The organism is Actinokineospora spheciospongiae, assembly GCF_000564855.1.
In the GTDB taxonomy this organism is placed as follows: Bacteria; Actinomycetota; Actinomycetes; order Mycobacteriales; family Pseudonocardiaceae; genus Actinokineospora; species Actinokineospora spheciospongiae.
The window spans coordinates 1-13,981 of record NZ_AYXG01000087.1; the positions used below are offsets into that span (position 1 = coordinate 1).

Here is a 13,981-nt window from a genome sequence, read left to right on the forward strand (position 1 = left end):
CGCCGGTTCGTTGGGTGGCCGGGTTTCGCTGCGCCCGGTGGGGCTGCTGGTGGCTGGCCGCCTGGCCGGTGGTTGGTGGGGTGGTTGCCGCTGCGCCCGGTGGGCCGCTGGTGGTTGGCCGCCGGGCTGGCGGTTGGTGGGGTGGTCGGCGGCTGCGCCGGGTGGGTCCGATGTGGCGGGTCGCTCGGCTGGCGGTTGGTGGGTGGTCGGCGGCTGTGCCGGTGGGGCTCGGCGTGGTGGGCCGCCGGGTTTGGGGCGGTGGGTGGCAGCGCCTGGTGGGATTTCGGGTGGCTGATCGCCAGACCAGCGGTTGGTGGGGTGGTCGGTCGCTGCACCCGGTGGGTTTGGGCGGCCGGTGACTCGGCTTGCGGTGGGGTGGTCGGTGGGGATCGGGCAAGTTGGTGGCCGGGCCGGTGGTTTGTGGGTGGTTGGTTGCTGCGCAGGCGGCGTTCTGGGTGACCGGCTGGCTTCGATGGCGGGCCGTCCGGTCTTGGCGGCTCGGGTCCGTGCCGGGTGCGGCTCCCGGCAGCACGGCGCTTCCCGGGTGCGGCTGGGCCGTTGTGGTCCAGCGGACAGCGTGGTGGCCGTCACCCGGATGCCACCCCCCGGCCCGGCGGCGGCTACTCTCGCGGCCGTCGTCCGGTACCCGCGCCGATGCGGGACTGGAACGAGGTCGAGGAGCCGTGGCGATGTCGTTCGGTGTTGTGCCGGTCTCCGGTGGTGCGTCGTGAGCAGGCCTGCGCGGTTGCGGGTCGGTGTGGTGTCGGCGGGGCGCGTTGGTGCCGTGCTGGGTGCCGCCCTGGGGCGGGCCGGGCACACCGTGACCGCCGCGGCCGCGGTGTCCCGCGAATCGCTGCGCCGGGCCGAGGAACTGCTGCCCGGCACCCCGATCCGGCCGCCGGACGAGGTGGCCGCGAACGCCGACCTGGTGTTGCTCGCCCTCCCCGACGACCGGTTGGCGGGCATGGTGCGCGGTCTCGCCGCCGCCGGTGCGCTGCGGCCGGGGCAGATCGTCGTGCACACCTCCGGTGCCAACGGGGTCGGTGTGCTGCAACCGGCTGTCGACGCGGGTGCGTTGGCGTTGGCCATGCACCCGGTGATGACCTTCACCGGCCGCGCCGAGGACCTGCACCGGGTGGCGACCTGCTCCTTCGGCGTCACCGCGGCCGACGGGGACGAGGTGGCCTGGAGCGTGGCCGAGGCGCTGGTGGTTGAGGTGGGTGCCGAGCCGGTGCGCATCGCCGAAGCCGTCCGGCCGCTCTACCACACCGCCCTGTCGCACGGCGCCAACCACCTGATGACGCTGGTGGGTGACTGCGCCGACCTGCTGCGCGAAGCGGGCGTGACCGCCCCCGGCCTGGCCGAGCGGGTGATCGCCCCGCTGCTCTCGGCCGCCCTGGACAACGCGCTGCGCCACGGTGACCGCGCCCTCACCGGTCCGGTGGCCCGCGGTGACAGCGGCACCGTGGCCAAGCACGTCGACGTGCTCGGTGAGCACGCCCCCGACCTGCTGCCCGCCTACCGGGCGCTGGCGGCCCGCACCGCCGACCGGGCGGGTGCCGCGGGCCTGCTGCGCCCCGACCAGCTTCCGGACGTCCTGGCCGCCCTCGACCACGAACCACCACAGGAGCAACGATGACCGCCCCGCGCTTCACCGCCGGGAAGCTGCACGTCCACGACGACCCGCAGCAGTTGGCCAGGGTCACCCGCGCGCTGCGGGCCACCGGCCGCAAGATCGCATTCGTGCCCACCATGGGTGCCCTGCACGAGGGCCACCGGGAGCTGATGGCCCGCGCCCGCCGCATCCCGAACACGGTGCTGGTCGCGTCGATCTTCGTGAACCCGTTGCAGTTCGGGCCGGGTGAGGACTTCGAGCGCTACCCGCGGCCGCTGGAGGCCGACCTGGCGGTGTGCGAGGCCGAGCGGGTCGAGCTGGTCCTCACCCCGCCGGTCGAGGCCCTCTACACGCCGGGCGCGCAGGTGACCGTCCACCCCGGACCCCTGGGCGAGGAGCTGGAGGGGGCGGTGCGGCCCGGGCACTTCGCCGGGGTGCTGACGGTGGTGGCGAAGCTGCTCAACATCGTCCGCCCGGACTACGCCATGTTCGGTGAGAAGGACTACCAGCAGCTCGTCCTGATCAAGAAGATGGTGCGCGACCTGGACATGGAGACCCAGGTGGTCGGGGTCCCCACCGTCCGCGACCGCGACGGGCTGGCCAAGTCCTCCCGCAACGCCTACCTCGACGACGCCCAGCGCACGGCGGCCGTCGCCCTGTCCGCGGCCCTGTCCGCGGGCGGGCACGCCGGTGCCGGTGGGGCGACCGCGGTCCTCGAAGCGGCCCGGGCCGTGCTCGACGGGACCCCGAAGCTGAAGGTCGACTACCTCGCCCTGCGCGACCCCGAGCTGGGTCCCGCCCCGGACGGCGGCGACGCCCGCCTGCTGGTGGCGGCCCGCCTCGGCACCACCCGCCTGATCGACAACGTCCCGGTGCTGCTCGGCACCCAGGACCTCGCCCAGTACGTCTAGCCCCCCGCCAGAAGGACCGGCCCATGTTCCGCACCATGCTGAAGTCGAAGATCCACCGCGCCACGGTCACCCAGGCCGACCTGCACTACGTGGGTTCGGTGACGGTCGACCCGGTGCTCATGGAGGCGGCCGACCTGCTGCCCGGCGAGCAGGTCGCCATCGTCGACGTGACCAACGGCGCCCGCCTGGAGACCTACGTGATCGAGGGGGAGCGCGACAGCGGTGTCATCGGCATCAACGGCGCCGCCGCCCACCTCGTGCACCCCGGCGACATCGTCATCCTCATCGCCTACGGCCTGATGGACAGCGCCGAGGCGGCGGCCTTCGCCCCGAAGGTCGTCTTCGTCGACGCGGACAACAGGGTCGTGCACCTGGGCGCGGACGCCGCCCACGTCCCCGAGGGCACCGAGCTGACCAGCGGCGCGGAGACGGTCGACGCGGCCCGGCTGGACGCCCTCCTGGCGCACGAGAGCTGACCCTTGCTGCTCACGATCGACGTCGGCAACACCAACATCGCCTTCGGCCTGCACAACGCCGACGACCTCCTCCGCGACTGGCGGATGCGCACCGACGCCAGGATCACCGCCGACGAACTTGCCCTCACCATGCGCGGGCTCCTCGGCGAGCACGCGGAACGGGTCACCGGCGTGGCCGCCCTGTCGACGGTCCCGGCGGTCCTGCGCGAGGTGCGCGCCATGCTGGGCCGCCACTACCGGTCCCTGCCCAGGGTCATCGTCGAACCCGGGGTCAGGACGGGGGTCCCGCTGCTGGTCGACAACCCCAAGGAGGTCGGCTCCGACCGCATCGCCAACACCCTCGCCGCGCACCACTACTTCGGCACCGCGTGCGTGGTGATCGACTTCGGCACCTCCACCAACATCGACGTCATCTCAGCCAAGGGCCAATTCCTCGGCGGCGCCTTCACCCCCGGCATCGAGATCTCGGTCGACGCGCTGGCGTCGCGGGCCGCCGCCCTGCGCAAAGTGGAGATGGTGCGCCCCCGGTCGGTGATCGGCAAGAACACGGTGGAATGCCTGCAATCGGGCATCATGTACGGCTACGCGGGCCAGATAGACGGACTGGTCGCCCGGATCACCCGGGAACTGCGCGACACCGGCCACACCGACGACATCGCGGTGATCGCCACCGGTGGTCTCGCCCCGATAGTCATCGACGAAACCACCACCATCACCCACCACCGACCGGACCTGACCCTCCAGGGCCTCCGCCTCATCTACGAGCGAAACCAACGCTGATTCGCCTATCCCCGTTGTCGGCACCGCGCGAGCGGCATCACGAAACCCGGCTTTCGCTCCCCGGCTTTCCCCGGTGAAACCGACCCACCGGACCCGAAAACCCGTCGGCACTCCGACCTCGGCCGACAACCCCACCACTGGCGAACCCGAACCAAGCACACACGCCGCTTTTTCTCGCGCGCGCGTAACCATCCACAACCCCCACCCTCCCAAGGGGACCCGCGTCCTTGCGGCCATTCTACCGGGGCAAAGGGGAAAGCGGGGGGAAGTGGATCTTGCCTGTGGACAACTCGTATCCCTCGGAAGGCTGAATCCGCGGCGAGCCGGGGACGGCACCGCGTGGGCCGGGATCGCTGTGGAAGTCGGTTCGCCGAGGGAGGTCTGGATTGCCGGGGGAGGTCTGGTTCGCCGCGGGGGTTGCGATTGTCGGGGAGTTGCGGTCAGCGGCGGAAGGCCCGGATCACCGTGGTGATCAGGGGGCGCTCGAACTCGCCCTCCGAGGTCTCCGAGTGCGTCTGGAGGTAGGACCGGACCTGGTTCAGCACCGCTTCCCGCTCCTCCTCCGGGGCCTGGGAGATGTGGCTCTGCGTCCGCAGGGTGGCGATCATCGACTCCACGGTCCGCCGCTGCGAGTGGTGCACCTGCACCTGCTCCGGCGGCTTGAGCTGCGGGTGTTCCGGCACGCCCCTCGGCTGCCGGGGGAGTTCCCCGACGGTGGTGGTGGTCAGCTTCTCCAGCCCGGCCACCCAGGGCACCGTCAGGTCGTCGTGGTTCCAGAGGGCGGCCAGGACGCCGCCGGGGCGCAGGACGCGGACGATCTCCGGGAGGGCGCGGGCGGGGTCGAACCAGTGGTAGGCCTGCCCGATCACCACGGCCTCGACCGAGGCGTCGCGCAGCGGGATCTCCTCGGCGGTGCCGTCCAGGGCGGGCACGTCCGGGAACAGCCGGGTGAACTCCGCGCGCATCGCCGGGTCGGGTTCGACCGCGGTGACCTCCAGGCCCAGCTCCAGCAGGCTCTCGGTCAGCTTCCCGGTGCCCGCGGCGAGGTCCAGCACCCGGTCGCGGTCGCCGATGGCCCACTCGATGGCCTCGACGGGGTAGCCGGGCCGGTGGCGGGTGTAGTCGGCGGCCACGGAGCCGAATGAGGCGGCCCGCCTGGCGAACAACTCCTCGGAGTCCATGGCGCCACCGTAGCCTCGTCCCCCGGCGATACCCGGTGGGGGAGTTCGCCTTGCCACGACCCGGGTGTGCGTCCCCGGCGGGACCGCCGCGGCGCGCGTTCCGGGTGGGGTCGCGCCCGTCCCGGGAACCGCGTTCGGCAGTGGCGCGGGCGTGCGGGGCACGCCCGCGGGCGCTCGGGTGTCCCCGCGTTCGGCCGGGCCCGTTCGGCACCGACCGGGACGGCGCCGACCGGCCGACATCGCATTCGCGCGAGTTCCGCCCCGGTGCTCGGCGAGTTCCGCGTTGTCGGGTATGGCGAGTGCCCCGGGGACCGATCCGCTTTCACTCCCCCCGTGCGGGTGACCCGTTCGGGTATCGGGCGCTAACGCAATCCGGTGGATTTGCGCTAACCTGCTTCCCGGGAGCAATTCACCACATGGTGGCCGAGTCGCTCAATGAGCCGGTACATTCCAGCCCGAGGAGGCCCATATGGCGCAGAAGGTCACTGTTTCGCTCGTCGACGACCTCGATGGGTCGATCGCTGAGGAGACGGTCGAGTTCGGCCTCGACGGCGCGTCCTACCAGATCGATCTGTCCTCGGACAACGCCGACAAACTGCGCGAGGCGCTCGCCGACTTCATCGACAGCGCGCGCCGTTCCGGTGGCCGCAAGCGCGTGCCGGGCAAGGTCGCGGTCGGCCGCGCCCCGCGCACGGCGTCCGCCGACCGCGAGCAGAACCAGGCAATTCGCGAGTGGGCGCGCAAGCAGGGGATGAAGGTCTCCGATCGCGGCCGAATCCCGTCGGAGGTTCTCGACGCTTACAACGAGCAGGCCTGAGCCCGAAACGCGGACAGGTCCGAAGGGGCACCGGTGCGCCGGTGCCCCTTCGGGCATTCCGATGATCTTCGGCGAGTCCGCGCGAATTCGCGGGCGGAGTTGTCCGCCGGTGCGCCCCGGTGATTCCCCCGGGTGATCGGAGTCGCATTCGTCACTCCGGTCCCACCCGGAACGCTCACCCCTTGGGGCACACCCGCGGGCAGGTGGAGCAGGTGCCCTGCCCGGCGGCGAGCAGGTAGTGGAAGCAGCAGCTCTCCCGGCGCCTGGTCCACTCGACCGGGCCACCGTCGGCGGGGTGCACCGCGCGCAGCGTCGACCCCGAGGTGAACGGCGCCGGGCCGTCGTCGAGGACCAGGGCCGCGTCGAGCACCCCGGCGCCCTCGTCGCCGCCGTAGCGGCCCGCGAGCCACAGGGCGTTGTCGAGCGCGTCGGTCGCCGCCGCCCAGAGCATCCGCCTGCCGAACCGGACCTGCGGGCCGAACACGTCGGCGAACCGGCTCGCGTGCGCGGCGAACCGGCCGCGCAGCACCGCGGCCAGCGCCCGTTCGTCGGCGACCGCGGTGGCCTCGGCGGTGCCCGCGGCCGGGTCGTCGGGCAGGCAGGCGAAGTTCGGGTTCAGCACCGCGATCGCGTCCGGGTGCGGGCGGGGCTCGGCCATCCGGAACGCCAGGTCCTCCGGGCGCAGCGACGGGACCCGCCGCTCGTGGTGGAACAGCAGCCCGGCCAGGTAGCCGGGGACGGTCAGGTACCAGGACATCACGTAACCGGCGGTCGTCCGATCGGGCGAATCCCCGTACTGGGCCCGCAGCCAACCCGCCAGCCCGGACCGCCAGCGGTCGAACCCGTCGGGCAGGTCGAGGAAGTCCGCGCAGGTGGTCCACCTCGGTGCGCCCCCGGGCAGGCCGTACCGCAGCTCGACGCGCGCCTGCCGCGGGTTCACCCTGGACAGCGAGTCGGCCAGGGGCCCGCGCCGGTCCAGGGCGTCGGGCCGGACCCGGTACCCGGTCGTCACCGGCGGGTACCGTCACGGTGTGCGACGTGGCCGCTGGTCCACATGGCGTGGCCCTTCTGCTCCGTACGGTTACTGAGGTATGCCTTACCTTACCCAGTATCCCGCGCGGTCGGCCACCGGAACAGCCCGCGGTGCGCTTTCCCGGGTGGCGAAGCCCACGGAAGGGGTGCTCCCGGCGCGTGTTCGCGCTCAGCGGACACGGCCCCGGTTGCGGAATCCCTCCCGGTCACCGCACGTTGGACACAACGAAGGGACCACCGGGCAACGGCGCCACGGGGGTTCGGCCGCAAGTGGCACTGAGAGCTTGCGTCGGGCCTACTACAGTGGTCCCACGGTGCTGAATCCGATCCGAGCGGAGCGGATGAGGGCCGCCGGCGCAGCAGTCAGGGAGTGCGAATGTTCGAGAGGTTCACCGACCGCGCGAGGCGGGTGGTCGTCCTGGCCCAAGAAGAGGCCCGGATGCTCAACCACAACTACATCGGCACCGAGCACATCCTCCTGGGCTTGATCCACGAGGGTGAGGGTGTCGCCGCCAAGGCGCTCGAGTCGTTGGGGATCGCGCTGGAAGGCGTGCGGCAGCAGGTCGAGGAGATCATCGGCCAGGGCCAGCACGCGCCGAGCGGGCACATCCCCTTCACCCCGAGGGCCAAGAAGGTCCTGGAGCTGTCACTGCGCGAAGCGCTGCAGCTCGGACACAACTACATCGGCACCGAGCACATCCTGCTCGGCCTGATCCGCGAGGGCGAGGGCGTCGCCGCCCAGGTGCTGGTCAAGCTCGGCGCCGACCTCAACCGGGTCCGCCAGCAGGTCCTGCAGCTCCTGTCGGGCTACCAGGGCGGCAAGGAGTCCACCGAGACCGGCGGTCGCGGCGAGGGCACCCCGTCGTCGTCGCTGGTGCTCGACCAGTTCGGCCGCAACCTGACCGCGTCCGCCCGCGAGGGCAAGCTGGACCCGGTCATCGGCCGGACCAAGGAGATCGAGCGGGTCATGCAGGTGCTGTCGCGGCGCACCAAGAACAACCCGGTCCTCATCGGCGAGCCCGGCGTCGGCAAGACCGCCGTCGTCGAGGGCCTGGCGCAGATGGTGGTCAAGGGCGAGGTGCCCGAGACCCTCAAGGACAAGCAGCTCTACACCCTCGACCTGGGTTCCCTGGTCGCGGGCTCGCGCTACCGCGGTGACTTCGAGGAGCGCCTGAAGAAGGTCCTCAAGGAGATCAAGACCCGCGGCGACATCATCCTGTTCATCGACGAGATCCACACCCTCGTCGGGGCCGGTGCCGCCGAGGGCGCGATCGACGCGGCCTCCATCCTCAAGCCGATGCTGGCCCGCGGTGAGCTGCAGACCATCGGCGCCACCACGCTCGACGAGTACCGCAAGTACGTCGAGAAGGACCCCGCGCTGGAGCGCCGCTTCCAGCCGATCCAGGTGGGCGAGCCGTCGCTCGAGCACACCATCGAGATCCTCAAGGGCCTGCGCGACCGGTACGAGGCGCACCACCGCGTCACGATCACCGACGCCGCCCTGGTCGCCGCGGCCACGCTGGCCGACCGCTACATCAACGACCGGTTCCTGCCGGACAAGGCGATCGACCTGATCGACGAGGCGGGCGCGCGGATGCGCATCCGCCGGATGACCGCGCCGCCGGACCTGCGCGAGTTCGACGAGAAGATCGCCGACGTGCGCCGCGAGAAGGAGAGCGCGATCGACGCGCAGGACTTCGAGCGCGCCGCCAAGCTGCGCGACAACGAGAAGCAGCTCCTCGGCCAGAAGGCCGAGCGGGAGAAGCAGTGGAAGGACGGCGACCTCGACGTCGTCGCCGAGGTGGACGACGAGCAGATCGCCGAGGTCCTGGCGAACTGGACCGGCATCCCCGTCTTCAAGCTCACCGAGGAGGAGACCACCCGTCTGCTCCGCATGGAGGACGAGCTGCACAAGCGGATCATCGGCCAGGAGGACGCCGTCAAGGCCGTCTCCCAGGCGATCCGCCGCACCCGCGCGGGCCTCAAGGACCCCAAGCGCCCCTCGGGTTCGTTCATCTTCGCCGGCCCGTCCGGTGTCGGCAAGACCGAGCTGTCGAAGGCGCTGGCGAACTTCCTGTTCGGCGAGGACGACGCCCTCATCCAGATCGACATGGGCGAGTTCCACGACCGCTACACCGCCTCGCGGCTCTTCGGTGCCCCTCCCGGGTACGTGGGCTACGAGGAGGGCGGCCAGCTCACCGAGAAGGTGCGCCGCAAGCCGTTCTCGGTGGTCCTGTTCGACGAGATCGAGAAGGCGCACCAGGAGGTCTACAACACCCTCCTGCAGGTGCTGGAGGACGGTCGCCTGACCGACGGCCAGGGCCGCACGGTGGACTTCAAGAACACCGTGATCATCTTCACCTCGAACCTCGGCACCCAGGACATCTCCAAGGCCGTGGGCCTGGGCTTCACCAGCGGCAACGACCAGGGCTCGAACTACGAGCGGATGAAGAACAAGGTCAACGACGAGCTGAAGAAGCACTTCCGCCCGGAGTTCCTCAACCGCATCGACGACATCATCGTCTTCCACCAGCTCAACGAGCAGCAGATCATCACCATGGTGGACCTGATGATCGGCCGGGTCGAGACGCAGTTGAAGAACAAGGACATGGCGATCGAGCTGACCGAGCGCGCCAAGCTGCTGCTGGCCAAGCGCGGTTTCGACCCGGTGCTGGGCGCCCGCCCGCTGCGCCGCACGATCCAGCGCGAGATCGAGGACCAGCTTTCGGAGAAGATCCTGTTCGGCGAGATCCAGCCGGGCCAGATCATCATCGCCGACGTCGAGGGCTGGGACGGCGGCGAGGGCTCCACCGACAAGGCGAAGTTCGTCTTCCGCGGTGAGGCCAAGCCGTCGCAGGTCCCCGACTCCCCGCCGGTCGAGCTCTCCGCCCCCGGTGGCGGCGAGGCAGGCGAGGACTCGGCCGAGGGCTGAGCCTGAGTTCTGAACCGGAAGGCGGTCTCCCCACGGGGAGGCCGCCTTCCGGCTTTTCCGCTCCCGCCCCAAGAGGGCTGTGGATGGATGGAGCGGGGTGGCGGTGGACGCCAGTACGCTGGGGGCATGGCAGTGGTGAAGATCAACGCGATTGAGGTCCCCGACGGCTCCGGCCCCGAGCTGGAGAAGCGGTTCGCCGCCCGGCTGGGCGCGGTGGACGGCGAACCCGGCTTCCTCGGGTTCGAACTCCTCCGGCCGACCGGCGGGGAGACCCGCTACTTCGTCTACACCCGGTGGGAGACCGAGGAGCACTTCCAGGCCTGGATGAAGGGCTCCGCCAAGGAGGCGCACTCCGGCGAGCGCGCCAAGCCGGTGGGCACCGGTTCGGCGCTGCTGGAGTTCGAGGTCGTCCAGAGCACGAGCCCCCGCCCGGCTGAGTGAGCTTCGAGCGGGCGGCTGACCTCATCCGGGAGGCCGACGCGGTCCTGGTGTGCGCCGGGGCGGGCATGGGCGTCGACTCCGGCCTCCCGGACTTCCGGGGCAACCAGGGCTTCTGGCGCGCGTACCCCCCGTACGCGCGCCTGGGCCTGGCCTTCGAGGAGCTGGCCGACCCCGTGCACTTCGCCGACGACCCGGAGTTGGCGTGGGGCTTCTACGGCCACCGCACCCACCTCTACCGCGACACGATCCCGCACGGGGGCTTCGCCATCCTCCGCTCCTGGGGTGCCCGGGTCTTCACCTCCAACGTCGACGGCCAGTTCCAGAAGGCGGGCTTCGCCGACGTCGCCGAGGTGCACGGGTCGATTCACCACCTCCAGTGCACCCTGCCGTGCCGGAGCGACATCTGGCCCTCCACGCAGGACATCACCGTCGACCCGGACACCATGCGCGCCGTGGGCGACCTCCCCGCCTGCCCGTCCTGCGGCAGCCTCGCCCGCCCCAACATCCTGATGTTCGGCGACGCCCACTGGGTCCCCGACCGCAGCCAAGCCCAACTCGACGCGGTGAACGGGTGGCGGCGCGGCCGCAAGGTCACCGTCGTGGAGATCGGCGCGGGCCAGGCCGTTCCCACCGTCCGCCGGTACGCCGAACTCGCGGGTGCGGCGACCGGCGCCCTCATCCGCATCAACCCCCGGGAGCCTGACATCCGCCACAACCGTGGCGTCTCCCTGCCGGTCGGCGCCCTCGAAGCGCTCACCGCCATCCAGGAGCGCCTGTAGGCCCTGTCCCCGCGGTTCTCTAGCGGGGCAGCACCAGGTCGGTGAACAGCACGTTGTGGTCACTGCCGGGCAGGTCGTAGACCGCCGCGGACGCCGCCCCCAGCCGCCGGTCGAACAGCACGTGGTCCAGGGTGACCGGCGGCCCCACCGGCCACTGCGACCACGTGGGACGAAGGGCCTCCCCGGTCACCTCGGCGGCGTCGGAGTACCCCCGGTCGATGAGCTGGGTGAACGACGCGTGGTCCAAAGTGGCGTTGAAGTCGCCCACCAGGACCCGGGGCCGGGTGCGCCCATCAGGGCTGGGGAAAGCAGCCAGTTCCCGCTGCCACTGCGCGCGGTCTACCTCGGAACCGACCGGCGGCACCGTGTGCACCGAGACCACCTCCAGGTCCTGGCTGCCCGACAGGTCCAGGACCGCCGCGGGCATCTCGAAGCGGCTGCGCTCCGGCACCAGCACGATCTGCCGCAGCGGCACCTTGGCCAGGATGCCGCCGCCCTCGCCGCCCGCCTTGGGGCGCAGCACGCGGTTCGGGAGCAGGTCGGCGATGCCCGCCCGGTCGAGTGCGGCCACCGCGGCCGGGGTCAGCTCCTGCAACGCCAGCACGTCGACCCGGGCATCGCGGACCAGGCGGACCAGGGTGGCCGGGTCGGCGAGGCCGAGGCGGAGGTTGGCGGTCATCACCCGCACGTGCTGGCCGTCCGGCAGGGAAGTGCCGTCCGGGAGGACGCGGGGGGTCAGGACGATGCCCAGGGAGATCGACAGGACCAGGGCCAGCAGCGACTGGAGGCGGCGGCCCAGGACCAGAGCGAACAGGGTGATCACCAGCCCGCCCACGGCGGTGTACGGGGTGAGGGCGAGCGCGGCGGCGGTAAACCGATTGCCGTCGTGGCCGCTGAGCCGGAGGATCGTCAGCCCCAGCAGGGCCAGCACCGGCAGGGCCACCAGCACCGTCACCCAGCGCCGTCGCCTGCGCCGGGGTGGTGGGGGTGGACCTTCCGGCGGGGGGATCTCCGCGCTGGTCGGCCGGGTGAGCGCCATGCCACCAGGATGCCCCACCGGGCCGCTGTCACGGCGGGGTGCCGCTGACAGCGCGCTGTGCCCGCGCTGACAGCGGTCGGGTGCAGCCTGGGTGGACACGAAGAAGGGGGACGCATGTCCGGCAACACAGATCTGGCCGTGGAGGCCGAGGGGCTGGTGAAGCGCTTCGGGGACACGGTCGCCCTCGACGGGGTCGACCTGGCCGTGCCGAGGGGGAAGGTGCTGGGGGTGCTCGGCCCGAACGGGGCGGGCAAGACGACCGCGGTCCGGGTCCTGGCGACGCTGCTGCGCGCCGACGAGGGGTGGGCCAGGGTCGGCGGGTACGACGTGCGCGAGCAGGCGACGGCCGTGCGCGGGCTGATCGGCCTCACCGGCCAGTACGCCTCGGTCGACGAGGACCTGTCCGGCACCGAGAACCTGGTGCTCATCGGCAAGCTCCTGGGCCTGCCCAAGGCGGAGGCCAAGGCGCGCGCGAAGGACCTGATGGCGCGCTTCGAGCTGACCGACGCCGCGGGCCGCTCCGTCAAGACCTACTCCGGCGGGATGCGCCGCCGCGCCGACCTGGCGGCCAGCCTGGTCGGCCGCCCCGAGGTGCTCTACCTCGACGAACCCACCACCGGCCTCGACCCGCACAGCCGCAACGAGGTGTGGGCCACCGTCCGCACCCTCGTCGACGACGGGACGACGGTGCTGCTGACCACCCAGTACCTGGAGGAGGCCGACCGGTTGGCCGACCTGATCACGGTGATCGACCACGGCAGGGTCATCGCCAACGGCACCCCGAACGAGCTGAAGCGCCGCACCGGCGGCCAGGCCCTCCAGGTGCGCCCGAGCCTGCCCACCGACCTGCCCGCGGTCGCGGCGATCCTGCGCGAGCTGACCGGCATCGACCCGATCACCGACGCCGAGTCCGGCCTGCTGAGCACCCCGGTCGACAACTCGCTGCTGCTGTCCGCGCTCGTCCGCAGGCTGGACGAGGCGGGCATCACCGCCGACGAGCTGGCGCTGCGGCTGCCCAGCCTCGACGAGGTGTTCCTGTCCCTGACCGGCCGGACCACCCCGGTGACCGAAGGGAGCGTGGCATGAGCACGCCCACCACCACCCACATCAGCCCCGGCCTGGCCCTGCGCCACGGCTTCGCCCTGGCGGGCCGGTCCATCACCAAGACCCGCAAGAACCCCGAGTCCCTGCTGGACGTCACGCTCCAGCCGATCATCTTCCTGCTGCTGTTCGTCTACCTGTTCGGCGGCGCGCTCGCGGGCAGCCCCGAGCAGTACCTGCAACTGCTGCTGCCCGGCCTGATGGTGCAGAACATCGCCTTCGCCAGCCTGGGCACCGGCATGGCGCTGTGCACCGACATCAGCAAGGGCGTCTTCGACCGCTTCCGCAGCATGCCCATCGCCCGCTCGGCGCCCCTGGTCGGCGCGGTCCTGGGCGACGTGGTGCGGTTCGTGGTCACGTTGGCGGTGCTGATCGTGTTCGCGGTGATCCTGGGCTTCCGGGTGCAGACGGACCCGGGGCGGTTCCTGGTCGCGGTGGTGCTGATGATCCTGTTCGGGCTGTGCCTGTGCTGGGTGTCGGTGTTCGTCGGGATGCTGGTCAAGAGCCCGCAGGCCGTCCCCGGCACGCTGGTGGCGTTCATCCTGCCGCTCACCTTCGGCAGCAACGTGTTCGTCTCCGCCGACACGATGCCGGGCTGGCTCAGGGGCTGGGTCGAGATCAACCCGGTGTCGCACCTGACCAACGCCGCCCGCGGCCTGCTGCTGGGCGGGGAGTGGGTGGGCGATGCGGTCTGGGCCTTCGTCTGGGGTGTCGCGATCGCCGCGGTGTTCTTCCCCCTGGCACTGCGCGCCTACCGCCGCCGCGTCGGCTGACCGGACCGCCGATGGCCCGCTCCGCCGCGTGCGGGGCGGGCCATCGGTTCATCGGTTGGCCGCCGGATCATGGTCTGGTCGGATTCAGTGGTGAATCCAATGCG

At 71.5% G+C, this 13,981-nt stretch carries 13 protein-coding genes; 10 read left to right on the forward strand and 3 right to left on the reverse strand.

Features of this window, described 5'->3' with window-relative positions; all coding sequences use genetic code 11:
• Nucleotides 1–727 precede the first annotated feature (727 nt).
• From UO65_RS12135 to UO65_RS12150, 4 genes are read left to right on the forward strand one after another with little or no spacing between them, the layout of a single operon-like run.
• Entirely contained in the window at nt 728–1,639 is a 912-nt protein-coding gene (locus tag UO65_RS12135) for a Rossmann-like and DUF2520 domain-containing protein (RefSeq protein WP_035281863.1), read from the forward strand.
• Nucleotides 1,636–2,526, forward strand: coding sequence for a pantoate--beta-alanine ligase (gene panC / locus UO65_RS12140; RefSeq protein WP_035281865.1), 891 nt, complete (start codon nt 1,636–1,638; stop codon nt 2,524–2,526). Before UO65_RS12135 ends, panC begins: the two co-directional genes overlap by 4 nt.
• A 23-nt stretch (nt 2,527–2,549) precedes the next feature.
• Entirely contained in the window at nt 2,550–3,002 is a 453-nt protein-coding gene (gene panD, locus UO65_RS12145; protein WP_035281867.1) for an aspartate 1-decarboxylase, read from the forward strand.
• A 3-nt stretch (nt 3,003–3,005) separates the two neighbouring features.
• Nucleotides 3,006–3,782, forward strand: coding sequence for a type III pantothenate kinase (locus tag UO65_RS12150; RefSeq protein WP_035281869.1), 777 nt, complete (start codon nt 3,006–3,008; stop codon nt 3,780–3,782).
• 440 nt (nt 3,783–4,222) lie between these two features.
• On the opposite strand, the gene UO65_RS12155 is transcribed toward UO65_RS12150, so the two are convergent.
• Nucleotides 4,223–4,963: a class I SAM-dependent methyltransferase gene (locus tag UO65_RS12155; protein WP_035281871.1), complete on the reverse strand. Its 741-nt coding sequence runs from the start codon at nt 4,961–4,963 to the stop codon at nt 4,223–4,225.
• A 469-nt stretch (nt 4,964–5,432) separates the two neighbouring features.
• Between UO65_RS12155 and UO65_RS12160 the strand changes: the two genes are divergently transcribed.
• A complete protein-coding gene (locus tag UO65_RS12160) occupies nt 5,433–5,780 on the forward strand; it encodes a histone-like nucleoid-structuring protein Lsr2 (RefSeq protein WP_035281873.1) in 348 nt (115 codons plus the stop codon).
• 175 nt (nt 5,781–5,955) lie between these two features.
• On the opposite strand, the gene UO65_RS12165 is transcribed toward UO65_RS12160, so the two are convergent.
• Nucleotides 5,956–6,792, reverse strand: coding sequence for a (2Fe-2S)-binding protein (locus UO65_RS12165; protein ID WP_084175497.1), 837 nt, complete (start codon nt 6,790–6,792; stop codon nt 5,956–5,958).
• Nucleotides 6,793–7,188: 396 nt separating this feature from the next.
• Here UO65_RS12165 and UO65_RS12170 point away from each other — a divergent pair, with 396 nt between their 5' ends.
• The 3 genes from UO65_RS12170 to UO65_RS12180 all read left to right on the forward strand — a co-directional run bounded on the left by UO65_RS12170 (nt 7,189) and on the right by UO65_RS12180 (nt 10,964).
• On the forward strand, nt 7,189–9,744 hold the full coding sequence (locus UO65_RS12170; protein ID WP_035281874.1) for an ATP-dependent Clp protease ATP-binding subunit: 2,556 nt from the start codon (nt 7,189–7,191) through the stop codon (nt 9,742–9,744).
• A gap of 126 nt (nt 9,745–9,870) precedes the next feature.
• Nucleotides 9,871–10,185 (forward strand): antibiotic biosynthesis monooxygenase family protein, encoded by a 315-nt coding sequence (locus tag UO65_RS12175; protein WP_035281875.1) that lies wholly within the window; start codon nt 9,871–9,873, stop codon nt 10,183–10,185.
• Nucleotides 10,182–10,964 carry an SIR2 family NAD-dependent protein deacylase gene (locus UO65_RS12180; protein WP_035281876.1) on the forward strand — a complete coding sequence of 261 codons (783 nt, stop codon included), beginning with the start codon at nt 10,182–10,184 and terminating at the stop codon, nt 10,962–10,964. The genes UO65_RS12175 and UO65_RS12180 overlap by 4 nt, the downstream gene beginning before the upstream one ends.
• A 19-nt stretch (nt 10,965–10,983) precedes the next feature.
• Here the strand turns inward: UO65_RS12180 and UO65_RS12185 are convergent, their stop codons facing one another.
• The gene (locus UO65_RS12185; RefSeq protein WP_063935931.1) at nt 10,984–12,003 is read right to left on the reverse strand and encodes an endonuclease/exonuclease/phosphatase family protein; all 1,020 of its coding nucleotides are present in this window, start codon (nt 12,001–12,003) and stop codon (nt 10,984–10,986) included.
• A 114-nt stretch (nt 12,004–12,117) separates the two neighbouring features.
• On the opposite strand from UO65_RS12185, the gene UO65_RS12190 reads away from it, so the two are divergent.
• Nucleotides 12,118–13,089: a daunorubicin resistance protein DrrA family ABC transporter ATP-binding protein gene (locus UO65_RS12190; protein ID WP_035281877.1), complete on the forward strand. Its 972-nt coding sequence runs from the start codon at nt 12,118–12,120 to the stop codon at nt 13,087–13,089.
• Nucleotides 13,086–13,877 carry an ABC transporter permease gene (locus tag UO65_RS12195; protein ID WP_035281878.1) on the forward strand — a complete coding sequence of 264 codons (792 nt, stop codon included), beginning with the start codon at nt 13,086–13,088 and terminating at the stop codon, nt 13,875–13,877. Before UO65_RS12190 ends, UO65_RS12195 begins: the two co-directional genes overlap by 4 nt.
• The last annotated feature ends 104 nt before the right edge of the window (nt 13,878–13,981 follow it).